The sequence below is a fragment of the Actinomycetota bacterium genome (genome assembly GCA_030650795.1).
Classification (GTDB): Bacteria; Actinomycetota; Actinomycetes; order S36-B12; family S36-B12; genus UBA11398.
The window spans coordinates 93,689-117,180 of the sequence record JAUSDJ010000002.1 but is presented as its reverse complement, the minus strand read 5'-3'; the positions used below and the strand labels follow the sequence as shown (position 1 = coordinate 117,180).

23 protein-coding genes are annotated in these 23,492 nt (G+C 58.0%); 13 read left to right on the top strand and 10 right to left on the bottom strand.

From position 1 onward, the window contains the following. Window positions 1-67: 67 nt before the first annotated feature. Complete coding sequence (locus Q7L55_00570) at window positions 68-1,132, bottom strand: lysylphosphatidylglycerol synthase transmembrane domain-containing protein (GenBank protein MDO8731063.1); 1,065 nt, start codon at window positions 1,130-1,132, stop codon at window positions 68-70. A gap of 75 nt (window positions 1,133-1,207) precedes the next feature. Between Q7L55_00570 and Q7L55_00565 the strand changes: the two genes are divergently transcribed. Next, the gene (locus Q7L55_00565; GenBank protein MDO8731062.1) at window positions 1,208-1,843 is read left to right on the top strand and encodes a VOC family protein; all 636 of its coding nucleotides are present in this window, start codon (window positions 1,208-1,210) and stop codon (window positions 1,841-1,843) included. 68 nt (window positions 1,844-1,911) lie between these two features. Continuing rightward, complete coding sequence (locus tag Q7L55_00560) at window positions 1,912-3,000, top strand: AI-2E family transporter (GenBank protein MDO8731061.1); 1,089 nt, start codon at window positions 1,912-1,914, stop codon at window positions 2,998-3,000. On the opposite strand, the gene Q7L55_00555 is transcribed toward Q7L55_00560, so the two are convergent. Beyond that, the gene (locus tag Q7L55_00555) at window positions 2,997-3,407 is read right to left on the bottom strand and encodes a DUF3293 domain-containing protein (protein MDO8731060.1); all 411 of its coding nucleotides are present in this window, start codon (window positions 3,405-3,407) and stop codon (window positions 2,997-2,999) included. The two genes, Q7L55_00560 and Q7L55_00555, sit on opposite strands and share 4 nt — an antisense overlap. A gap of 152 nt (window positions 3,408-3,559) precedes the next feature. Here Q7L55_00555 and Q7L55_00550 point away from each other — a divergent pair, with 152 nt between their 5' ends. Continuing rightward, complete coding sequence (locus Q7L55_00550; protein ID MDO8731059.1) at window positions 3,560-5,704, top strand: ATP-binding domain-containing protein; 2,145 nt, start codon at window positions 3,560-3,562, stop codon at window positions 5,702-5,704. On the opposite strand, the gene Q7L55_00545 is transcribed toward Q7L55_00550, so the two are convergent. Genes Q7L55_00545 through Q7L55_00530 form a run of 4 tightly spaced genes read right to left on the bottom strand, consistent with a single transcriptional unit; the run spans window position 5,701 to window position 9,511 of the window. Further along, complete coding sequence (locus Q7L55_00545) at window positions 5,701-6,651, bottom strand: alpha/beta hydrolase (protein ID MDO8731058.1); 951 nt, start codon at window positions 6,649-6,651, stop codon at window positions 5,701-5,703. The two genes, Q7L55_00550 and Q7L55_00545, sit on opposite strands and share 4 nt — an antisense overlap. A 48-nt stretch (window positions 6,652-6,699) precedes the next feature. Beyond that, on the bottom strand, window positions 6,700-7,734 hold the full coding sequence (locus tag Q7L55_00540; GenBank protein MDO8731057.1) for an aldo/keto reductase: 1,035 nt from the start codon (window positions 7,732-7,734) through the stop codon (window positions 6,700-6,702). Between the two features lie 32 nt (window positions 7,735-7,766). Continuing rightward, complete coding sequence (locus tag Q7L55_00535; GenBank protein ID MDO8731056.1) at window positions 7,767-8,600, bottom strand: ABC transporter permease; 834 nt, start codon at window positions 8,598-8,600, stop codon at window positions 7,767-7,769. Further along, window positions 8,597-9,511: an ABC transporter ATP-binding protein gene (locus tag Q7L55_00530; GenBank protein MDO8731055.1), complete on the bottom strand. Its 915-nt coding sequence runs from the start codon at window positions 9,509-9,511 to the stop codon at window positions 8,597-8,599. The genes Q7L55_00535 and Q7L55_00530 overlap by 4 nt, the downstream gene beginning before the upstream one ends. A gap of 146 nt (window positions 9,512-9,657) precedes the next feature. Here Q7L55_00530 and Q7L55_00525 point away from each other — a divergent pair, with 146 nt between their 5' ends. From Q7L55_00525 to Q7L55_00495, 7 genes are all read left to right on the top strand, one after another. Next, window positions 9,658-11,358, top strand: a complete 1,701-nt coding sequence (locus tag Q7L55_00525; GenBank protein ID MDO8731054.1) for an HlyD family efflux transporter periplasmic adaptor subunit — start codon at window positions 9,658-9,660, stop codon at window positions 11,356-11,358. Next, window positions 11,355-12,065 carry an ABC transporter ATP-binding protein gene (locus Q7L55_00520; protein MDO8731053.1) on the top strand — a complete coding sequence of 237 codons (711 nt, stop codon included), beginning with the start codon at window positions 11,355-11,357 and terminating at the stop codon, window positions 12,063-12,065. Before Q7L55_00525 ends, Q7L55_00520 begins: the two co-directional genes overlap by 4 nt. Beyond that, on the top strand, window positions 12,062-13,273 hold the full coding sequence (locus tag Q7L55_00515) for an ABC transporter permease (protein ID MDO8731052.1): 1,212 nt from the start codon (window positions 12,062-12,064) through the stop codon (window positions 13,271-13,273). Before Q7L55_00520 ends, Q7L55_00515 begins: the two co-directional genes overlap by 4 nt. Continuing rightward, window positions 13,266-13,829 carry a hypothetical protein gene (locus Q7L55_00510; GenBank protein ID MDO8731051.1) on the top strand — a complete coding sequence of 188 codons (564 nt, stop codon included), beginning with the start codon at window positions 13,266-13,268 and terminating at the stop codon, window positions 13,827-13,829. Before Q7L55_00515 ends, Q7L55_00510 begins: the two co-directional genes overlap by 8 nt. Further along, window positions 13,826-14,422 (top strand): hypothetical protein, encoded by a 597-nt coding sequence (locus Q7L55_00505; protein MDO8731050.1) that lies wholly within the window; start codon window positions 13,826-13,828, stop codon window positions 14,420-14,422. Before Q7L55_00510 ends, Q7L55_00505 begins: the two co-directional genes overlap by 4 nt. A gap of 217 nt (window positions 14,423-14,639) precedes the next feature. Further along, window positions 14,640-15,788, top strand: a complete 1,149-nt coding sequence (locus Q7L55_00500; GenBank protein MDO8731049.1) for a hypothetical protein — start codon at window positions 14,640-14,642, stop codon at window positions 15,786-15,788. Window positions 15,789-15,940: 152 nt separating this feature from the next. Beyond that, window positions 15,941-16,375, top strand: a complete 435-nt coding sequence (locus Q7L55_00495; protein ID MDO8731048.1) for a hypothetical protein — start codon at window positions 15,941-15,943, stop codon at window positions 16,373-16,375. A 65-nt stretch (window positions 16,376-16,440) separates the two neighbouring features. Here the strand turns inward: Q7L55_00495 and Q7L55_00490 are convergent, their stop codons facing one another. From Q7L55_00490 to Q7L55_00475, 4 genes are all read right to left on the bottom strand, one after another. Further along, the gene (locus Q7L55_00490) at window positions 16,441-17,907 is read right to left on the bottom strand and encodes an Ig-like domain-containing protein (GenBank protein ID MDO8731047.1); all 1,467 of its coding nucleotides are present in this window, start codon (window positions 17,905-17,907) and stop codon (window positions 16,441-16,443) included. Window positions 17,908-18,072: 165 nt separating this feature from the next. Further along, a complete protein-coding gene (locus tag Q7L55_00485) occupies window positions 18,073-18,702 on the bottom strand; it encodes a DUF1345 domain-containing protein (GenBank protein MDO8731046.1) in 630 nt (209 codons plus the stop codon). 72 nt (window positions 18,703-18,774) lie between these two features. Then, a complete protein-coding gene (locus Q7L55_00480) occupies window positions 18,775-20,019 on the bottom strand; it encodes an acyl-CoA dehydrogenase family protein (GenBank protein ID MDO8731045.1) in 1,245 nt (414 codons plus the stop codon). A gap of 99 nt (window positions 20,020-20,118) precedes the next feature. Further along, entirely contained in the window at window positions 20,119-20,718 is a 600-nt protein-coding gene (locus Q7L55_00475) for an HD domain-containing protein (protein MDO8731044.1), read from the bottom strand. Window positions 20,719-20,865: 147 nt separating this feature from the next. Here Q7L55_00475 and Q7L55_00470 point away from each other — a divergent pair, with 147 nt between their 5' ends. From Q7L55_00470 to Q7L55_00460, 3 genes are all read left to right on the top strand, one after another. Continuing rightward, complete coding sequence (locus Q7L55_00470; protein MDO8731043.1) at window positions 20,866-21,648, top strand: thioesterase family protein; 783 nt, start codon at window positions 20,866-20,868, stop codon at window positions 21,646-21,648. 134 nt (window positions 21,649-21,782) lie between these two features. Beyond that, the gene (locus tag Q7L55_00465; GenBank protein MDO8731042.1) at window positions 21,783-22,610 is read left to right on the top strand and encodes an enoyl-CoA hydratase/isomerase family protein; all 828 of its coding nucleotides are present in this window, start codon (window positions 21,783-21,785) and stop codon (window positions 22,608-22,610) included. Window positions 22,611-22,686: 76 nt separating this feature from the next. After that, a complete protein-coding gene (locus Q7L55_00460) occupies window positions 22,687-23,340 on the top strand; it encodes an NAD(P)H-binding protein (GenBank protein ID MDO8731041.1) in 654 nt (217 codons plus the stop codon). Window positions 23,341-23,492: the final 152 nt, after the last annotated feature.

Sequence of the window (23,492 nt, the reverse complement as noted above, 5' to 3'; positions counted from 1 at the left end):
TCCCGCGACAACCAAGCAAGGCACACATTAGGGGCCCGGACGGAGCGCACAATCACCGACACGCCGCTTACGCGGCGGCGTCAGGAGTTGATGCAAAGGTCTGTCCGGCCTTCTTGGACCAGGAGACCAGAGCGATGATGCCAATAATGATCTGCGGCACGAAAGAGCAGGCTCGCCAAACCAGATCGGCCGCTGTAGCTGTGCCCTCGGACACCCCGAAACTCACGAGCAGGGCAATCATCGCCGCATCAACGGTGCCAAGACCTCCAGGAGTAATCGGAATCATCAGCCCAAGCTGGCTGATGGCGAAGGCGGCGAAGACCAGCAGGATCGGCGTTCCGGCTTGGTCCCAACCCTCGATGCCACGCAGGGCCACGTAGAGGATGAGGAACTGCGTGAAGGAGACCCCGACCTGGGCGAGAGTCAAAGCAGCCCAGCGACGTTTGAGAACGTCATACATGCTCTTTCGAAAGTTGGTCAGTGGCCCAACGAGATCGAGTTCCTTCAATGCCTTGATGCGGCCGCGCAAAGGTCCGATCAGCCGATTGCCAAGCTTGCCGATCCAGATCGCAGCCGGTTCGGAACGCATGATCAGGGTGAAGGCCAGGATTGCTCCAATGAGCAGGGCCAACCCAATCACTCCGCCAAGAAAGTACGAATCGCCATTCTCGCCGGCAACAGTCAGCGCGAGAACCCCAAGAATTGGAAAGCCAAGAGTGACGAAAGTGCTCCAGATGCTTACCGCGGTAATTGCGGAAGTGGCAGCAGCGGGCGGGATCTTGTAGGAAGCCAACATCCCATATTGGAAGGCCAGTCCGACAGCTCCGCCTCCAGGAACGCCGTTGCTGATCGCAAACGCTGCCTGGTTGATCTGCTCGGACGGCCAAAAACGCAAGCCTGGAGTAGCCGCCATGAACGGATAGCCGTAGCAGGTCAGGTAGACGACCACGCTGATCCCTATCGCAATGAGCGCGGCCAGCGACATCGACTTCAGGGCATCCCAGGCTTCGCTGTAGTTGCCGATGGTTGGGATCACCTTCCAGAAGATGATCACAATGAAGAACAGACCCACGGCACCCAGGATCAACGACTTCTTCTTGTCGAGCTGAGCAGACGGGGCCGGCGTGGACATGGGCCTAAGGCTCGCACATCGGGCATATCGGGGGGCCGTGTCAGAGTCGAAATATCCATTGGGCAGGATGCAGACATGCGGCTTGATCACATCTCATATGCCTGCACGGCCAGCGAACTCCCAGACGTTGTCCAACGTATTGGCTCAGATCTCTCGGCTACCTTCCGCGATGGTGGACGTCACCCGCAATTCGGCACCCGCAACTTCATTCTTCCGATGGCCAACGGCTGCTACATCGAAGTCGTATCTGCCCTCGACCATCCCGCTTCAGACAAAGCTGCCTTCGGCCGCGCGGTGAACCACTGCGCAACCAATGGCGGCGGCTGGATGAGCTGGGCAATCTCCGTTGACAACATCAAGCCCTACGAGCAGCGCCTCGGACGCGAAGCCGTGGCAGGTCATCGCATCCTTCCCGATGGTCAGAAACTGGAGTGGAAGCAACTCGGCGTGCTCAATGTGATGGAGAATCCCCAACTGCCCTTCTTCGTTGAATGGGTGAGCTCGGCCGACAAGCATCCGTCGGTAGGGGCAAGCAATGTCACCGTCGAGCGTATTGAAATCGCAGGCGATCCCAATACCGTCAGCGCCTACATCGACGAAAACTTCATGGACGTGATGGACGGCGTGTATGTCGAATGGGTTGAAGCCGAGAATCCTGGAGTCATCGCCGTCACATTCACAACGCCCAATGGCACCGTTCGAATCGACTGAACAAACACCAAGATTCACTCCCGCTACGTGGGCTAGCCTGCGTGCCCTAGCACAGTGAGGGGTTCACGTTGAGCAGCGAAGAAAACATTCCAGAGACCCTGCGCACTCTGGCGGGCGTTACTTGGCGTCTGCTCATTCTTGTAGCCGGCTTTGCGCTGATCGTCTACATATTCAACGGAATCTTCCCGGTTGTCTTTGCGCTGTTCTTTGCCCTTCTCGTCACCGCGTGGTCTTCACCTGTGATGAACCTCTACAACAAGTTGCTGCCCAAGGTGCTTTCAATGATCTTGGCACTGCTCACCATTACCGCGTTGGTCGTCTTGATCTTGGCCACCGTAATCAACGCAACGATTCAAGAGGGTCCCAAGCTGGTTGACTCCATCACAACGGGATTTGCCGACATAGAAACCTGGCTGAAGACAGGCCCCCTCCAACTTTCTGATTCACAGTTCTCCAAATTGCTTGATCAACTTCAGGGTTGGGGCACAGGAATACTGAAAAGTCTGGCCGGTGACGCATTCGGGGCTCTCGGATCAATCGGTACCTTGATCATCGCCAGTTCGGTCTTCATTTTCGGCGTGATCTTCTTTCTGATGTCACCCGTCAAAATCTGGGATTGGCTGATGAGTTGGATCCCGGGTCAATTGCGTGAGCATGTCGACATTTCTGGTCGCATCGCCTGGGAATCCATTGCCGGATACACGCGGGGCATCGTCGTGATTGCCCTCATGGATGGATTACTCGTCTATGTCGGGCTACTGATTCTCCAGGTGCCGCTCGCGGCGGCCTTGGCAGCTGTGGTCTTCCTCGGCGCCTTCATTCCAGTCATTGGTGCACCCATCGCAACCTTCTTCGCCGCGATCGTTGCCTTAGCTGAAAATGGTCCGGTGACTGCTGCCCTGGTCGTGCTGCTGACCATCGTCGTGGGCAGCTTCGATGGCGATGTCATGCAGCCTCTTGTCATGGGCAAGGCCGTCAATCTGCATCCTCTGGCAATCGTCATCGCGATCGCCGCCGGCAGCATTGCGCTGGGCATCGTCGGAGCACTCATCGCGGTGCCGATCGCCGGGGCGATCTACGGAGTGGCCCGCTACGTCACCGGACGAGATCCCGACCATCCGTACAAGTCGACACCGAAATTCGAAGGATCGAGTTAGGCGGGCCCACAAGCCACTATGGAGCGCTCACCGTCATCTGAGTACGCATAGATGGCAAGCTGCTCGAATTCGGCAGCAAGACGTGCGCCCAACTCCACAGGCATTGCCCACACGAGAAATCCCGGCTCTCTGAACTGACCATCCGGTGATGCGCATTCAGCAGGCCAGATTTCAAAGCCTTTCGCCTGGATTGCGGCGAGCATCTGTTGATTCTTGGCCTCGTTGATGGCAAGTGTTGGCCGGGCAAATCCAGGGTTCCAAGCCGTTAGCACCAAGCCAGCTTGGCCGCGCAACGCGCAAAACAATGCCGGGTCACTCCAAGCAAGTTCGTTTGATGCGTTCGGGTCGCAGGCACTCACAATCGCCGCCTCGTATTCGGCAAACAGATCTTCCCGAGCGAGCACCATCTGACCCCTTCTTCCAATTGCCTGCGGTTCACAGATTCCTGTAACGCTGAGATTGCCTCCCGTTCGCAATTCTGCATTCTGTCTCTGGCAGACTGTTGGCCCCAAACATAGGCATCACCCAGGTGTGACCGGTCAGCGCTACAGGAGGTGAAGTGGACGACGCGCTACGGCTCGAGCAGTCGCATGTCGACCACTGTTACTTGCTGCTCGCCAGCTATGTGAGCCATCTCGAAGATCGCATCAACTCCACTTCCAATGCCCTGAGTACTGGCACCGGGCAGGACGATCTGGAGCGCGAAGCGATGCTCGACAACCTCACCTCCCAACTGCGCGCGGCTCGAACCTCGGACACTCGACTGTGCTTTGGACGTATCGACGGCGACTCCGGCAACTATCACATTGGCCGTATCGGCCTGCGCGATGAGGACGGCGAGCCAGAACTCATTGACTGGCGTGCACCCAACGCAGCACCCTTCTATCAAGCAACTTTCGCCAATCCGCTCGGAGTGCAGCTTCGACGACGCATCGTCACTCGCGATCGAACGGTGACTCATGTTGAGGACGAGGTGCTCAACGATCCAACCTTGACCGAATCGCGCGCCGCGGCCGCGGCACTTGACGCTCCGCGCGAAGGTCGCATGGGCGACATCATCGCCACGATTGCGGCCGATCAGGACTCCATCATCCGCAGCCCGCTCAATCAGCTCACCGTTGTCCAAGGTGGTCCCGGCACTGGCAAGACCGTCGTAGCACTCCACCGCGCGGCTTGGTTGCTGTACACCTTCCGCGACAAACTGGCTCGCGATGGCGTGCTCGTCGTTGGCCCCTCCCCCACTTTCTTGCACTACATCGATCAGGTGCTGCCGAGCCTTGGTGAGACAGATGTTGTGCTGCTGACTCCAGGACAGTTGTATCCCGGCATCGATGCTCGCAAGCACGACGTTGATGATGTGGCGGCGGTCAAGGGTGATGCCCGCATGGCGCAAGTGATCGCCAACGCCGTGCGTCAGCGCCGACGCATCCCAAAGCAGGATTTCACGATCACGATGGAAGACCGCTCGACCGTCATGATCACCGCGAGGCAACTCCAAGATGCCGAACGCGCAGTTGCGCGCAACGCCAGTTTCCACAGTGGTCGAGAGACTTTCCTCATTCGCGCCCTTAACCATCTGGGTGCGTATCGCGCCCGACAACTCGGCGAGGATGCAAGCGATCCTGAGGTTCGGCGAGATCAGGTCAGTGAACTGGTCGAAGATCGCAACATTCGACGAGAACTCAACCTGATGTGGATGCCGATCACTCCCGAAGTGCTCGTGCGGCGCATACTGACCGACGTCGAACGCCTACATGCCGCAACGGCGTCTGTTCTGACAGCTGTGGAAACCCGGTTGATCCTTAAAGATCCAGATGCTGCTTGGACGATTGACGATGTGCCGCTCATCGATGAAGCCGCGGAATTGCTTGGTCCCTGGGATCCAGATGAGTCGCGCAACAACGCTCGAGAATCCGCCGAGCGTCGCCATGAACTTGCTCACGCCGAGCAAGCCATCAGCAACACAGACATGGGCGGCTGGATTGATGCCGCCGGCTTGGTCGGTCGCATGTACAGCGCAAGCCAACGACGATCAGTTGCTGAGCTTGCATCTGCTGATCGCACCTGGGTCTACGGGCACATCGTGGTAGACGAGGCTCAGGAACTCTCACGGATGGCCTGGCGCGTGCTTTCGCGTCGAGCAACGCGCAAGTCCATGACCATCGTCGGCGACGTGCAGCAAACCAGCCACCCTGCTGGTGCACGCGATTGGGAAGAAGCCCTGGGCGACGTCCGCGGCAAGATTGACTTGCATGTGCTTACCGTCACCTATCGCATCACTGAGCAGATCGCTGACAAGGCAACTGAGCTCTTGACAGCCGCGGGCGGCAACGCACCCGAGTTGCACCCCGTACGCGAGGGTGCTGAGGTCGAGATTCACGACATCACGCCTGACCAATTGGCAGAGCTGGTCACCAAGACTGTTGCGAATATTCCCGGGCGTGCGGCAGTCATCGTCCCTGATGACCAGATCGAAGAACTCGCTGCTCAACTGCTGGCAACGAGCAGCGAGTTCGGCATTGGCGACACTGCTCTTGATGCTCCTATTGCGATTCTTTCGGCGCGCGATACCAAGGGTCTTGAGTTCGACGTGGTGTTCGTCGTTGATCCCAAGTCGATGGGCACCCAAACCAAGCGTGGGGCCGACCTCTACGTCGCTGCAACCCGTGCCACGCAGGTCATGCACTTGGTGAACTGGCTTTAGGACTGCGGCTCGCCAAGGTGCTTCAGCAGGAACTCGCCGCGTTGCACGAATGCCTTGTCCGCCAGCTCTGTCATTGATGCCTCAAAACCATGAGGTGCGCCGCGGCGCAAATGAAATTCAACACTGACGCCAGCGGCCTCAAGCGACTTGGCGTACAACTCGTCCTCTTCACGGAAGAGATCCAGGGTGCCAACTTCGATGTAGGTAGGCGGTAGACCAACAAGGTCCTTGGCCCGCGCAGGTGCAGCGTATGGCGAGATATCCGCAGTTCCGGCCTTGCCGTTCAGCAGGCAATTCCAACTGGTGATGTTGTCGGCAACGCTCCAGGTCAGGAAGCGAGCAGCAATCGGACCCGCCTTGTCGGTGCGATCATCGAGCATCGGGTAGATCAACAGCTGACAAGCAACAGGATGCTCGCCCATATCGCGAAGGCGCAGCACCACTCCAGCAGCAATGGCCCCGCCAGAGCTCTGCCCAAGGATGCCGATTCGGCTGCGATCCAGATTCAACTCGCCAGCGTGCGAATGTGCCCAGGCAATGGCCTCAGCAATGTCATCGCGCTGTGCGGGGTAGGTGTGCTCTGGTGCGAGCCGGTATCCGACCGAAAGAGCAGGAATTCCGGTGAGTTCCACATAGCGAGCGACGGTGGAATTACTGGCGTCGATGGAGCCCATGATCATGCCGCCCCCGTGGACGAACACGACAAGTGCGCGACTTGTTGAGCCCTTCTTGCGGTAGACGCGGGCCGGAATGCGTTGCCCATGTCGGCCGGTGACCGTGATATCGGTCATGGCAATCGAATCAGGAACTTTCATGCCGTCAGCGACCGAACCGAACATCTTCTCGGCGTTTTCACGTCGACCTTGCCAATCACCGACGGGCAGATTCGAGCCACCGCGCAGATCGAATACTGATCTGAGCGACTTGGAAAGCTCGGTGATCCTCACGTGACGATGTTAGGCCATAAGCGCAGCTACACCGGCGACCCACATGCCTCAGCGTCGGCGGTTGCCTCGCTTGAATGCCGGGTTCGGAGCAAAGTTCGTCATGCCAGGTGCATCGACACCAACCGGAACGATCCTGTCGATCGCATCCAGAATTGCAGCATCCAAACTGACATCCGCGGATGCAATTGCGTCGTCCAACTGCGGCCGAGTACGAGGCCCAATGATCGTTGAGGTGATCGCCGGGTGCGCGTCGACGAAGCCATAGGCCATCTGGGTCATTGTCAGGCCAGCCTGCGTGGCAACTGCGTCGAGTTCCTCAATCAGGTCGTATCGCGCCTCCAGCATCTCGGGATCCTCCCCAAGCCGAGCCATCTGTGCGAAACGGCCGGTGCCGCCGTAGCGAGAATCTGCAGGTATCCCGATTTCGCGCCGATACTTGCCGGTGAGCCATCCGCCAGCCAAGGGACTCCACGGAATGACTGCCATGTTGTGACGTGCCGCGGTAGGCAGCACGGACGTTTCGATGCCGCGCGAGAAGATCGAGTACTGAGGCTGCTCACACACAAAGCGCTGCAGATTGCGACGTCGAGATGCCCACTGGGCCTCGACAATCCATTCGGCTGGGTAGGTCGAGGAGCCGAGGTAACGCACCTTGCCCTGCTGAACGAGGTGCGAGAGGCCGTCCATGATCTCTTCGATATCAGTGTCCCAATCGAGGCGATGAACCTGATAGAGATCGATGTAGTCGGTGTTGAGTCGGCGCAGGCTGTCTTCGCAGGCCTGGATAACCCAGCGTCGCGAGCTGCCGCGACGGTTGAGGCCTTCTCCCATGGGGTTGAAGCACTTGGTCGCCACGATGACGTCGTCTCTACGTCCAACCAGCGCCTTGCCGACGATCGTCTCGCTCTCACCATCGGAATAGACATCCGCCGAATCCAGGAAGTTGATGCCGGAATCAATCGCGTGATGAATCTGTCCGATGCAATCCTCGTGATCGGTGTTGCTGTTGCTCCCGTACATCATCGTGCCAAGGCACTGGCTGCTGACTTCGAGGCCGGTCGTGCCCAATTTCCGATAGCGCATGAGTGATCTCCAAGACGGTGAGAAGTGTCAGATTAGGCGTCCCTGCGAACAAGCAGGAAACCGGCGATGCCCAAGCTCAAGGCCACCCAAGCAATGAAGACTGCGATCCCTGGGCTCAAGGGCAGCATGTCGGAGCGAACATTCACCTCCGTGAACGCCGCCGCTGCATTCGATGGAAGGAACTTCAGCACGGATCGCCAAGACTCCGGCAGCAATGCGGTCAGCAATGCGGGCAGGATCAAGACCCCGCCGATCACAGTGGCGATCGCGCCTGGCATCGAACGCATCGCCATTCCCAGCGCCAGCCCAATGATGGCCAGACCGGTGATATTTGCTGCCGTGCCGAACAACACCCGCTGCGCGTCCGGATCAGTGAATGCAACAGTTTCCGAGCCCGCGCCGTTGAGCACAGCCATGCCCAACACGAAGGCTCCAAAAGCGGCAATCAATGTCACCGGGATCACGAAGATCAGGAGAGCAATGGTTTTTGCCCACAGCACGTACAAACGCTTGGGCACAAAGGACAAGGTGGCCCGGATCATTCCGCTGCCGTATTCACGCGCGCCCGAAAGGACTCCGAATACAGACATCAGCAGCACGGCGAAGCCCGCCCCAGCCAGCACTGTCGTGACTGGGTCAAGAGCGAAAGCCTGCGGTCGTCGACCGTTGCTACTTTCAAGCTGACCAGTAGTGGAGAGTGCGGCGAGGGCGCCGAAGGCAATGAACAGGGTCAGCATTGCCAGCAGCATGATCCAAGTGGAACGCAAGGTCCGAAGCTTGAGAATCTCGGACTTCAACACCCGAGGGAAGGTCAATTTCAACAGCCGAGCATCGACTTCATACTTTGGAGAAGTATCAGTGCTCATGCCGCTGCCCCATCTGTGTGAAATTGCAAGGAGTCCCGGGTCAGTTCCATGAACGCCTCCTCGAGAGAGGCGCTCAACGGAGTGAGTTCATGCAACATGATCCCTGCCGCGAATGCCTCCTCGCCAATTTCAACCGAGCTGAGACCAGAGATCACCAGTGCGCCTGAATCGAGCATTTCGCTGGCGGCCGCTCGGCCTTCAAGTCGACTCCTCAGTTCGGCAGCACCCGGCGACACGACCCGCACGCGATTGGCGGACGACGCAGCGATGAACTCCGTCATCGTCGTGTCCGCCAAGATCCGTCCTCGTCCGATGATGATCAACTGATCGGCGATGAGTTCCATCTCGGTCATCAGGTGGGAGGACAAGAACACGGTGCGGCCTTCATCTGCCAATTGACGCAGGAGATTGCGCATCCACAGCACGCCGTCCGGGTCTAGGCCATTTACAGGTTCGTCGAGCATGACTATGCGCGGATCTCCGAGCAGGGCAACAGCAATGCCCAAGCGCTGACCCATGCCAAGTGAGAATCCACCTGCCTTTGATCCTGCGACTTCGGAAAGCCCAACAAGCGCAAGCACTTCATCGACGCGCTTCATTCTGATACCCGAGGTCGAGGCGAGGGTGCGCAGATGATTGCGCGCCGAGCGGGCTTTGTCGAAACCCTTGGCCTCAAGGAGCGCACCAATCTCAGCCACCGGAGTACGAGCAGATCGGTATGGCGCTCCATGCACCAGCACATCACCGCCATCGGGCTTGTCCAGACCCAGAATCATGCGCATGGTCGTGGACTTGCCCGCACCGTTTGGTCCGAGAAAACCAGTGACCACTCCAGGGTTGACTTTGAAACTCACGTCATCCACTGCCGTGACCTTGCCGTAGCGCTTGGTCAGATTTCTGACTTCAATCACTTCGCCCCCCATCGAGCCAATCACGATGACGATAGACCACCTGTTGCTTACGTATTTCTGTCATTCGGCCGCAAATTGATTGAACGCTTACAGACCCCAAACCGAAGGCTCCTCGAACGCTGAACTTTGCCCGCAAGACTCCTTTCATGACTCGACGCCTCAGCAGGCCTTTCGGCGGTTCGCACTGGTTGAACTTCGGACTGGTGGCACTTCTCGTACTCGTTCTTGCCGGGGGTTGGTACTTCATCTTCGCTCCGAAATCCACAGCAACCACCAGCCGCACGGCCACCGTGGCAACAGGCACCGTCACAGCCACCGTGACCGCTTCAGGCACCGTGGAGTCATCTGGCAACTACGAATTGAGTTTCACCACCAATGGCACTGTCACTGCTGTCGATGTTGAAACAGGAGACAAGGTCAAGGCCGGTCAGGCGCTCGTACGAATCGACAGCTCAGCCGCATCGCAACAGCTGGCGAGCGCCAAGAGCAGTTACGCGCAGGCTTTGACTTCATTGAGTCAGAGCAATCTCACTCTCGAGGCAGCCCAGCAAGCGGTCACTGATGCAAAGGCCAATTCCTTGGCCAACGCAACTTCCTACCAACAGAACGTGGACAAGGCTCAGCTTGATTTGGATCAGGCCAATGCCGGTGCTTCCGCTGCGTGTTTCAACCCTGCGAGCCAACCCAATTCATCTGACTGCGCGAACAGTCAAGCTTGGGCCAGCCTTCGAAATGCCGAGGCCGCAATCACCAGCGCTCAATTGGACCAACAAAAAGCTCAATCCCAGGCCGCACTCAACATGAACGGCTACAACGCTGCCATCAGCCAGGCCATCACCTCCGATGCCGTCACCAATGCCACAAACGCGCGCGACAAGGGAGTGCTTTCGGATCAGGCGGCGATCAATACCGCGATCACCAATCTGTTCAAGGCAAACGTCGCTCTATTGCAGGTCAAGGACACTCTCACCAAGGCGGCTGTGTCAGCACAGCAGGCGTACAACACTGCAGTTCTGAATCAGCAGAAGGGTATCGCCCAAGACCTGCAAACCGAACGCAAGGCTGAGCAATCATTAGCGAGTACCCAGGCCTCTTCAAAAGCTCCCAAGGAATTGGGAGTTGCAAGCGTTGCTGCAGCATCAGCTGCGGCCTCTCGCGAGCAGTTGTCAAATGTCCAGCGCGCATACGCACAGACCACGCTTCGGGCTCCTGTTGCAGGGACCATCGGCGCAGTCAATGCAACAGTCGGACAGAGCTCGGCCAGTTCAAGCGGCACTACGGGCAGCAGTTCGGTCATCACTCTTGTTGGCAAGGGCGAGCTTGATGTGACATCCAACTTCAACGAAGCCGATGCCGCGAAGGTCACTGCGGGAATGTCGGCCACCATCACGTTCACAGCGCTGCCGACTGCGTCAGCGACAGGCAAGGTGATCTCGGTCAGCCCCGTCAGCTCAACGAGCAATGGCCTGACCACCTACCCCGTGATCATCTCAATCGACAAAGCCCCCAAAGGGGTTCTGGCGGGGATGACGGCAAGCGTTTCGGTGGCCACTTCTGAAGCCAGCAATGTTCTCGTAGTCCCCAGCACCGCAATCACCACTCTCGGAGGTTCGAGCACGGTGACGGTCAAGAGGGGCGATCAGGAAACCGTCGTGCAGGTGGTCACTGGAGTCAAGGGTGACAGCACGACGGAGATCACCAGTGGGCTGACTGCCGGCGATGTCATCGTGCTGCCAACAGCCGCGACAAGTTCAACAGGATTCCCCACCGGAGGAATTCCCGGTGGTCGCACAACAGCTGGAACCTTGACCGGTGGCGGCCTTGCGGTCGGAGGTCCACCGCAATGACCTATTCCCCAGTTGAACGGCATCCGGTTATCGAATTGCAGCAGGTCACCAAGCATTACGGGCTTGGTGAGGCGCAAGTGCGAGCCCTCGACGGCATCGATCTGACCATTCACCCGGGGGAGTTTGTGGCGATCATGGGCAGCTCGGGCTCGGGTAAATCGACGCTGATGAACATTATTGGAGCCTTGGACATTGCGACCAGCGGCTGCTATGAACTCGACGGCATCAACATCGACAGGCTCAGCGACGACTCTCTCTCGGTCGTCCGCAATCGAAAGATTGGTTTCGTCTTCCAGTCCTTCAACCTCATTCCACGCACGACGGCCCTGGCAAATGTCGAGCTTCCCTTGGCCTATCGAGGCATTGGGCGAAAGGAACGAAGCCGTCGAGCCCTCGCGGCCCTGGATTCGGTGGGTCTGGGTGATCGCGCGGATCATGGCCCGACTCAGCTCTCAGGTGGCCAGCAGCAACGAGTCGCCATCGCTCGCGCACTTGTCACCGATCCTTCCTTGCTGTTGGCCGACGAGCCAACAGGCAATCTCGACTCCCATTCGACAGCAGAAGTCTTGGATCTGCTCGATATCACCCATGCACGAGGCAACACGATCGTCTTGATCACGCATGAGGAAAATGTTGCGGCGCGGGCCGAACGAGTAGTCCATTTGGTCGATGGTCGAATCTCCAGTGATGAACGAGTCAAGAAATGATGATTCGTGAATCCTTCAATCAGGGTCTCACTGGCGTGCTGCAGAACAAATTGCGCTCCAGCCTCACTGTGCTGGGAATTCTCATTGGTGTGGCGGCAGTCATCGTGCTGCTCGCTGTTGGCAATGGATCTTCCAAAGCCGTTGCCGCCAGCATCGAGAAGCTCGGGACCAATTCAATATCGGTCATCCATGGAAGCTTCCGCACCCCGGGAGGCTCCCGCGTCAGTATCCAAAAGGATCTGACGGTGGCTGACGCAATAGCCCTCACTGACCCGGCCAATGCACCAAGCGTGAAAAGCGCATCGCCTGTGAAGAGCGCGGGCAGCGTCAGTTGCGCATATGCGGGCACGAGTCACAGCACTTCGATCACCGGCACTTGGCCTTCCTATTTCGAGACTTCCAACAGCAAAGTGACCAACGGCAATTACTTCAGCAACGAGGACGTCACTGCGGGTAGTCGCGTGATTGTGATCGGGCAGAGCGTGGTCGATCAGGTCTACGGCAACGTTGATCCAGTTGGAACAACGCTGGCCTGTGCCGGCGTTCCGTTCACTGTGGTTGGCGTGCTCGAAAAGAAGGGCGGTTCGGGTTTTCAAGATCCCGATGACGTGGCGATCGCGCCGCTGACCACTGTGCAGCGACAACTCAGCGGATACGGAAGTCTGGATTCGATCACTGCCGAGGCCGTTTCTTCAGATGCCTCCGAGACCGCACAGTCGGAGATCTCGTCCATCCTTGATTCCAGACACGGAACAACGTCAACCAACCGTGACTATCAAGTCATCAATCAAGCGAGTCTGCTCACCACTTCAAGCAGCAGCAACCAGGTATTCACCGTTCTGCTTGGAGCAGTCGCCGCGATCAGTCTTCTTGTCGGAGGCATTGGCATCACCAACATCATGCTCGTCTCGGTGACAGAAAGAACTCGCGAGATTGGCATCCGCAAGGCCATAGGTGCGAATCGCTTTGCGATCTTGTCGCAGTTCCTCGTCGAGGCGACGCTGCTGTCAGTCATTGGCGGCGCTGCCGGGGTCGTCGTTGCACTCGTCGTCGCTCATTTCCAGATCGCAGGTGTGCAGCCAGTGATCATGCCCATCTCAGTGTTAGGAGCCTTCATCGTGTCCGTTGCCATCGGGCTGTTCTTCGGAAGCTACCCGGCCAATCGAGCCGCACGCATGCGACCTATCGAAGCGCTCCGCCATGAATGAGGAACTGGCAGCTGTGGAGCCACTGGAGAGCATCGAAGAAGCCGATCTTCGCGAATTGATCGCTCAGAAGGAACGAGGGCCAATTCCGCGCGGCACCAAGTTCCTGCTGGGTGCAATCAGCATCGTCATTGCATTCTTCGCTGGTTCGTTCGCGCAACAGCACTTCGGTCCTGGTGCAAGCACCTCGGCATTTCCCGGCGGCGGCTTCCCAGCTGGACTGGCAGGCGGGCGATTCGCCGCTGCCGGTGGATTCGGTGGGGCTGCCGGTACAAATTCGACGGGTGCCACTGGCTCCATCACGGCTGGGTCGATCACTCTGGTCGATGGCACGCACGTGTATGTCACAACAGCCCAGGGCACCATCGTCAAGGTCGAGGTCTCACCGACGACCACAGTCACAATTCAAACGACAGTGAAGGCAAGCGAACTCAAGCCAGGTCAAACAGTGATTGTCCGCGGCGAAGCCGGCACGGATGGAACCGTCGCGGCCACCACGATCACCCAGGGCGCGCTCCCCAGCGGCCTTGCCTCATCCGGAAATGGAGCAATTCAATGAACCTGAGCAAAGCCATCATCCTGCCTTTGGGCGCTCTTGGACTGGCAGCGTCGTTGGTTGCCTGCGGATCTGGATCCGACAGTTCAACATCGAGCGCTGAAGCGCCCGCCGTCACAAGTTCACAGGCACCCAACCCACAGTCGAGTGCGAATGGCGATCCGAACAACTCAGCACCACAAAGCAGCGCCGTTCGGGAGGAGCTGCGAGCCTGCCTTGCGAAGAAGGGCATTACATTGCCCAGCCGAGCACCTGATGCAGTGCGCCCAACAGCCGTTCCGACTGGCGCGCCACAAGCCGGTCAAGGCTTCGCTGGCGGCCGAGGGCTGCCAGCTGGCGTGGATCAACAGTCCTTCCAGGCTGCAATGCAAGCCTGCGGCGGTAATTTCGGCGGTGGATTCCAAGCTGGTGCCAACGGACCCGGATCGACTGCCTTCCAGGCCTATCGATCATGTCTCACTGACCATGGCGTGACCCTGCCACCGACAGCCGGCGCTCGACCCAATCTTGATGGGAGTGATCCAAAGTTGTCGGCTGCAATGAAGATATGCGCTCCATTGATGCCAACGCGCCAGCCAGCACCAGCCGCGGATTAGGGCAACCCGGCTCATGGCGACGGCGCTCCACAGGTAGTCGCTTGGACGCTAATTCTCAGTGGACGATGATGTGCAGTTCTGGACCGCCGAGATCTTGAGAATGAACAGTGATTCTCCTAGAGATTGCGGTAGTTCCGACGACCATGCCGTTGCAAATTTCGACGTCCCACATGTTTTGGACATGCCCGCTATTGCCGCGAGCGGCTAAAGTCCAGACGTGCCCGCCTCGGACGACCAGCCCTTAGGTACGTCGAACTTCGTGCTACACATCGGAGTTCACAAGACTGGCACCACTGCGATCCAAACTGCGCTGGCAAACTGTCGGTCAACACTTGGCATCTGGCAGGTGCGCTATCCAGGAACACGGATGGCCCACCGACTCGAAGCCTCCTCAGCAATCGATCAGCCAATGGGTTGGCAAGTCCGTGGCGCCCCGGCCCCAGATCCATTGCTGTGGAAGCACTTCGTTGATGACGCTCATGCCTATGAAGGCATCACGGTGTGCTCAAGTGAATTCTTTGCCGAGGCATCAGATGAAGCGGCCGCAAGAATAGTTCAGAGCATCGGGGCACAGCGACTGCACGTCGTTGTGACCCTCAGAAACTTAGGACGAATTCTCCCGTCAGCTTGGCAACAAGCGCTCAAGTCTGGGTACGCAACACCATACGAGCCTTGGTTGCGGGAGATCTTCGCTTCATCCGAGGTGGATCCGAAACCTCAAACCTTTTGGATTCGCCACCGGCACGATCGAATAGTACGCCGCTGGGCCGCTCTCGTTGGAGGTGCGCACATGAGCGTCGTCGTGGTCGATGATGCTCACCCTGACAACATCTATCGAGATTTTGAATCCCTCATCCAAATACCTGAGGGCACTTTGCTCAACAATCGTCTTGAAACGCCAAATCGTTCGATGACGCTTGCGGAGGCCGAATTCCTGCGCGTCTTGAATGTCGCCGTGGGTGGTAGATCGGGATGGAAGTCGTATGGAGATGCTGTCCATGATGGCCTTATCAAGTCAATGATTGAGTCACGTCGTCCCGACGCTGACGAGCCTCGCATAGCTACCCCGCAATGGGCCTTGGACCGTTCGTCCGAACTCGCACGCTCGTACGTCAGTGCCATTCGCGAGAGCGGCGTCCATGTTATCGGTGATCTCGACCTAATAGCCGACCGCTTGATATCGAGCGCGGAACCCGACACGCCATCAGCGGCAGGTCTACCGATCGACGCCGCTAGGGCAGCAATGCTCGGAGTCCTAGGACATTCCCAACCGCAGGCCTCACCGAGTTTCTCCTCGAGGACTCGGCGACAATTCCGACAACTGCGAACCTCGTTCCCATCACGTTCCAAACGCGCATCAAATTGAAGTCTCCCACCACTCAGGTCAAAATAACGTGAGGCCTTGATTCTCCTGGTTCTTACCCCATGCTGACTCTTCACCAGCTGTTCAGCATTTCTAGCTCTTGCCGAGTTAACCTGTCCACGCCCTCACGTCCATATCTGGCAAAGGAAACGATCATGCGCTTCTCAAAGGCTGCCTTTCCCACATTCGCCCTCGGCCTTGTTCTGGCCGCCTCGCTGACAGCGTGCTCGTCTTACGAATCAAGCGAAGTCACGCCTTCTGTTTCAACAACGCCGACGGTGAGCGAGTCGTCCGATGTACTCGTTGGTGGCGATCCGAGCACCTGGTCACCTGTGCGCATCACTCCGGACGATGACGGATCCACCCAATCCTTGGTTGTTGGACAGGCGGTGATCTTTGAAGGCTTCCAAGAAGGAGCCACCTTCGCATCAAGTGACTCTGCGGTGTTCACCGCTACAGCGGCGCAAGGCGACGGCGAGTCCACGACCGTTGCTGGCGGCCAAGCGCTGGCTGCAGGCACCAGTGAGGTCATTGCAAAGGACGGCACGGTGGATCTCGCAACCATCACCTTTGTGGTCGCGGCGCAGTAGTTGATACCAAGAAGAGGTGCGAGGCAATTGCCTCGCACCCCTTCTTGTCTACTGCCCTAACTGACTTACCTCACGTTGTAACTGCGCTTGGTCAAGAACGATGACCACTGTCCGGGCACTCCTGGCGCAGTTGCCTGCACCCAGCAATGTCCACGACTGGCCAACTTCAACTTGACCGCACCTGCACTGCGGTAGAGCTTGCAATGCGATGCACCCGAAGTCACCCTCCAGGTCAGGGCCTTGTTCAGATTCGTGACCGTGCCCGCTTTGGCCATGAGCAGGAAGCGACCCTTCTTGTACGTACCGGACCTCGGAGCAGCAAGAGTTGCCGTCTGCTGGCCTTGGGCCGTGGAGATGGCGAAGGACAGCGTTGCTGGCGAGTAGCCATTGCCACCAGTGGTGCTGGTCACTACTGAGCAGTTGCCACCAACACCTTGCACGCTGAACGTGGTGCCGTTCCAGGTACACGGCCCGGTGACTGCAACCTTTACTGGCAGACCAGAGGAAGCCGTGATGGTTGCTGCGATTGATGAACCATTTGGAAGCACGAAGACCGCACCGTTCAGGATGGGTCCGGGAGGTCCTGCAGGATCAACAATGATCGCATCAGCCTTGAGGGCCTGCACAACCGCAACGTTCTTGCTATCTGAAGACGCAGCCACTCCATTGCCACCTGTGTAGGCGGCCTTGACGGTCGGATTGCCCAGAGTCGTCGGCACCCAAGTGACCGAAGCAGCGCCCGACGCCACAGTTGCCGTACCGATCGTCTTGCCGTCAACTGTGAAAGTCACCGAGCCAGTACCTGACGTAGGTGTGATCTTTGCGCTCAGTGGTACTGAGGTGTACTGGTAGTTGGTCTGCGGAACGCTCAGCGCTACCGTCGATCCGACATCAGAGATCTTGATGTTCGCAGCTGAACTGCGTCCAGATGCGTTCGCGTTGGCGTTACCACCGTATGCCGCGTAGACATTCACTGAATTAACGCCTGTCGGCACCGTGAAGTTGATGGTGGCCAGACCTTGCGCGTTCAGACTTGAAGATCCGATCGTGGTCGAGGATGTCGAGAAAGTCACGGTGCCGGTCGGAACGTACGAACCCTGCTTGGCTCGAACCTGCGCCTGCAATGCAACCTGCGATCCGCCAGCAGCCGTACCAGGCGCGGTAATCGACGTTGTCGTATCGACCGAATTCACCGAAACGGTACTTGTGTCAGAACCACCACCGCTGAAGGAAGCCATGATGGTTTCAGGACCAGAATTATTCGGCGTCCAGATGATCTGTGCATTGGAACCCTGATTGCCACCGACAGTGTCTGTGCCGATCACGGCGCCATTGTCATAGAAGGTGACGGTGCCCGAGGGCGCTCCAACTCCAACAGAGGCAGAGACTAAGGCATCAACGGTTTGGGCTACGCCGACGACACCATTCTTGACGGTGAGATTGACTATTGAATCTGCAGAAGCCGATGAAGCCATTCCAATACCGGAGGCAACTACTGCAAGTGCAGCAACTGCGATGATTATTCGTTTCATAACGATGCCTCGATTCGTGTGCTCGAGATTCTCGAGCTACTCCTTGAGATTATGGCCACCTCTGCGACGTCCATCAACATAAAAGGCAAGGCACATCAGTTTCGTACGAGATTCACAGACAATTGAGATGTTTCTGCGACTTAGGACCGTGAAATCAATGGGTTTTCAGTTATTCAGACCTGCGACAAGGTTGATGGTTACAGCAAGAATTGTGGTCGCAAAAAGAAACGACAAGAGAGCATGGCCAAGAATCATCTTTCGAAACCCAGCCGTCTCCACGTTGGTATCGGCAACCTGAAAGGCCATACCTACTCCAAAGGAAAGGTATGCAAAATCCGTGTAGGCGGGCAAGTCTTCATTGTTGAAGTTGATGCCTCCAACAGGTTCGGCGTAATACAACTTCGCGTACCGGATTGTGTAGACGGTGTGCACGACTGACCAGGCGAGTACAACGGATGCGATGCCCAGCACGGTGCGCATGAGCGAAGCATCCTGAGGGGTCGACCCGATGTGACTCAGCACCAAGACAACGGTGAGGAGTGAAACCAACGCCGCTGCGATCACTATGAAGTCATCGAGTGCCCGCGAGGGATCCTCGCCCGCTGCAATCTCACGCGTTTGTTCAGGCGACAATCGCCACACCTCCCGCCAAGTCAATGCGAGATACGAAATGGCTGCCGCATCCCAGGCAAGCGACGGAGCGTAGGTCCAGTGCGCGATTAGCAACGCGACCGCGGCGACGGCAAGGCCAAGCAGAGCAGAGATCAGCAAATGGAGTCGGACTCTTCGATGCATACAAACATTGTGCTCCACCGCGATGCTGCGTGCGTGTAACTACCTACCGGACATTGCCCAAGCTCTACTTCTTCATCGACCGCGGCGAACATCCCTGAACGGCACATCACGATCAGCTGCATACTCCCGAGGCATCATTAGCACTCGCTCTGAAATCATGTTGCGGCTCATCTCCGTTGAGCCGCCAGCAATGCTCGCTGACTGGCGCATGAGGGCCGCTACGCCGACTTGCTGCAGCACGCTGCGGTCACCGATTTGACCAACCACCGAAATATCTCCAGCGAGCTCCAGCATCACGTCTGTTCGCAACTGATTGGTCTCGGCCGATCCCAATCGCATCATCGAACTTGAATGCGCTGGATAGTCGGCCGAAGCCATACCTTTGGTCACTCGACGGATCAGCTGCGCATTTGCAACTTCCTGCGCGTGCATCCCTCCGATGAGCTCGCGCACTGCCGGGTCCTTCTCTTTGCCAACTTTGCGAGCCATCGACACTGGCGTGTGTGAATTGTGAGCGGTGCCGCGGGCGCGAACCATGCCACTTGCGTAGGGCGAACCGCCGCCGACTGCCTGACGCTCGTAGAACAGCTGACGCTGGCCAACAGTCCAACCATCGTTTTCGGTTCCAACCAGATTCTCAGCTGGAACAACGAGATCGGTGAAGAACTCCTCGCAGAATTCCGTTGACCCATTGACCATCTGCACTCGATTCATATGCGTGGCTGGATCGTGCACAGGCACGATGATCATGGACAAGCCCCGGTGCTTGGGTGCGTCCCAGTCAGTGCGGACCAGACAGGTTGCATAGTCAGCCGCGAAGGCGAAGGTACTCCAGCACTTCTGTCCGTTGATGATGTATGTGTCGCCATCGCGCTGAGCGCGGGTCAGAAGGCCGGCAAGGTCAGATCCACCACTGGGCTCAGACAGGAACTGACACAAGACCAGCTCACCGGAGATAGCCCCGCGCACGTACTTCTGCTTCTGCTCCTCAGTGCCCATGTCGAGCAACATCGCTGAGCAGATTCCAAGGGAGGGAACATTGAGCGCTACCGGCATCTCATATGGCGCCGATTCTTCGTTGAACGCTGCCTGATACTCCCGTGTGAGGCCCTGGCCGCCGTATTCGGTCGGAAAGCAGATTCCAGAGAAGCCGCCTGAGAACAGCAACTTCTGCAGGTCGCGGGCATCCAGCCAGTTCTGCTCTTCGGTATCAATGCCATCGCGCTTGGGCATCGTGCCCGCCTTCGGCATGTTCTTGTCGAGCCAGACACGTGCACGCTGGCGAAAGTCCTCGACGGATTCTGAACGCTGGGCCATGGCATTCCTCAAATCGCTGTGCTAGAAGTTTGACCGATACTAGGTATCAAGCCGATCTAGCGCAGGAATTTGCGAGGACTGCAGTCAACACAGAGCGTTTTAGCCGTAGACGAGAAATTCGATATCGCGAATGGCCGTGGCCAGTGGAACCGTCAATACGTGACTCACCCCAGCTTTGACACCGATCCGGAAGCACTCACGGTAGTAATGAATGATTTCGCGCGGAGAACCATGGAATTTGTTGAAGACCTCAATGCCGTAGGCCTGCAAGTCGGTCACGAGCGCTCGGGAGTTGTGGACCTTGTCGGCAATCGAGACCATCACGAGATCAACTGGTTCTGTCTCCAAGCGATCCAGGTAGCGCTGCTTGCGCTCCCAATAGATCGGCCAGTAGCCATCGTCGTCATCGTCCAATGAATCGCTGCAGCCCAACACAATGTCCGCAACTCGATCGCCAAACACCGTGCGCACTTCGGCAAGACGCCAAAGCCCTCCTTGATCCTCAACTACGTCGTGAAGCAGCCCTGCGATTGCTTGATCCTCATCGCCACCGGCCTCGATGATGAGACTGGATACGCCGAGCAGATGCGACATGTAGGCAATGTTCCCGCCCTTGCGGGTCTGGTTTGCATGGGCATGCGAGGTATACCGGATGGCTTCGAAATAGCGGTCCGATAGAACGAGGTGCGGGCGTGCCATCACACTCCTTTGTTCCCTACACAATGTCACATTGATGGGGGTTTCGAATCATTTCGCCCGTCATCTGCAGGCACGGGGCGCTCAGCCCGAGCCATAAAGTAACGTGCAATCCCCATTGATGACTGCATCCGAAGGAACGTGCCCGCTGTGAGCCTGACCCTCAATGACCTCGCCCCCCTTCGCGATATTCGTGCGACTGACGCCGGCTTTGATGTCAACACCTTGGTGACGCCTCACGGCGGCATCTACGGGGCTTACCTGATGTTCCAACAGGTGCTGATTGCTGAGCTCGTCGCTCCAGGCAAGAGGGTGATCTCGCTGCAGACGGCTTTTGCCAACGGTGGAGTCAGCGGGCAGCCGTGCCAGGTCACTGTTGACACTTTGCAGAGCGGTCGCTCCTTCTCCTTTCTGAGTCTGACTTTTCGACAGGACGATCTCATCGTCACAAGGGCCGAGGTGATGCTCACGATCGACGAGCCCGATTTCTTGAGCCATGACAATCCCTGGGCTTCAATTCCTGTTTCAAAGGATTGGCCAAGCACGGGTTCTGGCATCTGGCCCGGAGGGGCTACCCGATGGCCGGATTCCGATCCGACCCAATTGGCTGTTCTGTACGCAACGGACGAGCCAGACTTGGATGCGTCCACGGCGCGAGCGCTCACTGCCTTGGTGACCGAGCCCGCTGTCATGGCCGCCTTGATGAGTTTCAACCAAGTGCCCGCCCAAGCCGGACGAGTCGCAGGCAATGTGCTCACTCAAAACGTGGCATTGCTTCGACCAGTCGATCTCTCCTTGGGGCTGCTCGTTCGCTCGCGTGCCCGATACGCCGGTCAGGGACGCGTGCACGGCGAAGGCAATCTCGAGGACGAATCGGGTGCACTCATCGGCACCTTCTCCACAACAGGAGTTCTGCGCGGGCCCCGAGGCTGAACAGTCCAATCGCCCAATTTCGACTCCACCCATGCAATACAGTCCGTCTGAATCCGCAGTCAGTCGCTTTCACCGTGAGCTCAAAGCACGGTGGGTGCAATTGGCTGTGACAGGAGCACATCGAAAGGGCTGACATGGTTGCGCTGGTTGAAGAATGGGACACCGCAGGACTTCAGTACGAGGTTGTCGACGAAGTCGCATGGTTGCGATTGAACCGACCTCAGAAGCGCAATGCAATGGACCTGCCACTGCGCAGGGCCCTGCTCGCAGCCATTCACGAGGCCAGCGAGGACAACGGCGTGAAGTGCGCCATCATCACGGGCAACGGCTCGGTCTTCTCCTCAGGCGCAGACCTCACCCAACCGGGTGGACCCACGGAGATTCCAGCAGATCGTCGGCGCCCAGCGCCACTGACGGCCCGCGATGACGGCATCCTCTACGGCTGGGCTCGTCTGTTCGAAGCGATCTGGCGAAGCGAGACTCCATTCATCAGCGCCGTGAACGGTGTGGCTGCTGGTGGTGGCTGCCAGCTCGCGCTCGGCTGCGATCTGATCATTGCCTCCGAAGAGGCCGCCTTCTGGGAGGTCTTCGTCCGTCGTGGCCTGCCCATCGAGGGTGGCGGCGCATGGCTGCTTCCGCGCATGGTTGGCCTGCCACGGGCAAAGCAGATCGCACTGTTTGGTGATCCCATCCCGGCCAAGCAAGCCGAGGAGTGGGGACTCATCAACCTTTGTGTTCCCGCAGACGAGTTGCTCAGTACGGCCGCAGACTGGGCACAGCGACTGGCAAAGATGAGCGCTCCGACCGTTGGCCCATCGATGGGCGTACCCGGTGAAGATCTCAGCTACCGCGTTGGCCACATCAAGAGCCAGATCAATATGGGCATGGAGACTTCGATGCTTGCTTCATTCCGCGAAGAGGCAACCCTGCTTTCCTTCCGTCCTGGAGCTGCTGCGCACTAGGCAACTGTTTGGGGAATATCCAGGTGGCCGCGCGAGGTTGTCACAGTGAACATCGTTCGGCGACAAGGAGTAATGCATGAGCAAGCTCGTGGTCTATGGCGCGACAGGGTATGCCGGCAGCCGCATTGTGGCCGAGGCAGCAAGTCGCGGGCATGAAGTGACTGCTGTTGCGCGAAATATTGCAGATGCGCCGGCGATCGAGGGCGTCGCGTATGTTGCCGGCTCGTTCTACGACGCTGCCCTGCTGCACGAACTCACCAAGGATGCTGATGTGCTTGTGAGCGCGATTCATGCAATGTCTGCAGACGGCGATTCGATCATTGATGCCCTCCCCACACTGGTGGAAGTTGCACAGACCAATGGCGTACGCATTGGCATCGTTGCAGGGGCGGGCAGCTTGTATGTCTCTGCGGGTGGCGAGCAGGTTCGCATTGCCTACGCATCAGCGCTTCCAGCTGAGGCGATGCCGGAGATCAATACTCATGCAGCCTTCCTCGAGGCCTTGCGTACAACACCAGCCGATGTTGATTGGTTCTTCGTGAGTCCAGCACTCTCCTTTGGCTCTCACGTTCCCGGTGTGCGCACCGGCAATTACCGTCTCGGCGGCGATGTCCTCCTTACCGATGTCGATGGCCAATCGGCAATTAGCGGTGACGACTACGCCATTGCATTCGTAGATGAGATCGAGAAGCCCGTCCACCACCGCACGAGGTTCACTGTCGCGTACTGACCATCTGCAATGCGCGTATGCTCAAGGGCAGCAACATGATTCACATTGTTAGGAACCAGCGAACAGATCGAGCGATGATGCATTTAGGCGCCTAGCCCTCGCGCGTGTGGTTCACCAAGTTCGATTTCTTCTCGATCACAGGTTTCGGCGAT

Excerpts from the sequence above, each read along its gene's own strand:
- Q7L55_00485 (MDO8731046.1), bottom strand. The coding sequence starts at position 18,702 with ATGCATCGAAGAGTCCGACTCCATTTGCTGATCTCTGCTCTGCTTGGC.
- Q7L55_00525 (MDO8731054.1), top strand. The coding sequence starts at position 9,658 with ATGACTCGACGCCTCAGCAGGCCTTTCGGCGGTTCGCACTGGTTGAAC.
- Q7L55_00510 (MDO8731051.1), top strand. The coding sequence starts at position 13,266 with ATGAATGAGGAACTGGCAGCTGTGGAGCCACTGGAGAGCATCGAAGAA.
- Q7L55_00520 (MDO8731053.1), top strand. The coding sequence starts at position 11,355 with ATGACCTATTCCCCAGTTGAACGGCATCCGGTTATCGAATTGCAGCAG.
- Q7L55_00565 (MDO8731062.1), top strand. The coding sequence starts at position 1,208 with ATGCGGCTTGATCACATCTCATATGCCTGCACGGCCAGCGAACTCCCA.
- Q7L55_00540 (MDO8731057.1), bottom strand. The coding sequence starts at position 7,734 with ATGCGCTATCGGAAATTGGGCACGACCGGCCTCGAAGTCAGCAGCCAG.
- Q7L55_00475 (MDO8731044.1), bottom strand. The coding sequence starts at position 20,718 with ATGGCACGCCCGCACCTCGTTCTATCGGACCGCTATTTCGAAGCCATC.
- Q7L55_00480 (MDO8731045.1), bottom strand. The coding sequence starts at position 20,019 with ATGGCCCAGCGTTCAGAATCCGTCGAGGACTTTCGCCAGCGTGCACGT.
- Q7L55_00460 (MDO8731041.1), top strand. The coding sequence starts at position 22,687 with ATGAGCAAGCTCGTGGTCTATGGCGCGACAGGGTATGCCGGCAGCCGC.
- Q7L55_00505 (MDO8731050.1), top strand. The coding sequence starts at position 13,826 with ATGAACCTGAGCAAAGCCATCATCCTGCCTTTGGGCGCTCTTGGACTG.
- Q7L55_00515 (MDO8731052.1), top strand. The coding sequence starts at position 12,062 with ATGATGATTCGTGAATCCTTCAATCAGGGTCTCACTGGCGTGCTGCAG.
- Q7L55_00490 (MDO8731047.1), bottom strand. The coding sequence starts at position 17,907 with ATGAAACGAATAATCATCGCAGTTGCTGCACTTGCAGTAGTTGCCTCC.
- Q7L55_00495 (MDO8731048.1), top strand. The coding sequence starts at position 15,941 with ATGCGCTTCTCAAAGGCTGCCTTTCCCACATTCGCCCTCGGCCTTGTT.
- Q7L55_00535 (MDO8731056.1), bottom strand. The coding sequence starts at position 8,600 with ATGAGCACTGATACTTCTCCAAAGTATGAAGTCGATGCTCGGCTGTTG.
- Q7L55_00465 (MDO8731042.1), top strand. The coding sequence starts at position 21,783 with ATGGTTGCGCTGGTTGAAGAATGGGACACCGCAGGACTTCAGTACGAG.
- Q7L55_00570 (MDO8731063.1), bottom strand. The coding sequence starts at position 1,132 with ATGTCCACGCCGGCCCCGTCTGCTCAGCTCGACAAGAAGAAGTCGTTG.
- Q7L55_00555 (MDO8731060.1), bottom strand. The coding sequence starts at position 3,407 with ATGGTGCTCGCTCGGGAAGATCTGTTTGCCGAATACGAGGCGGCGATT.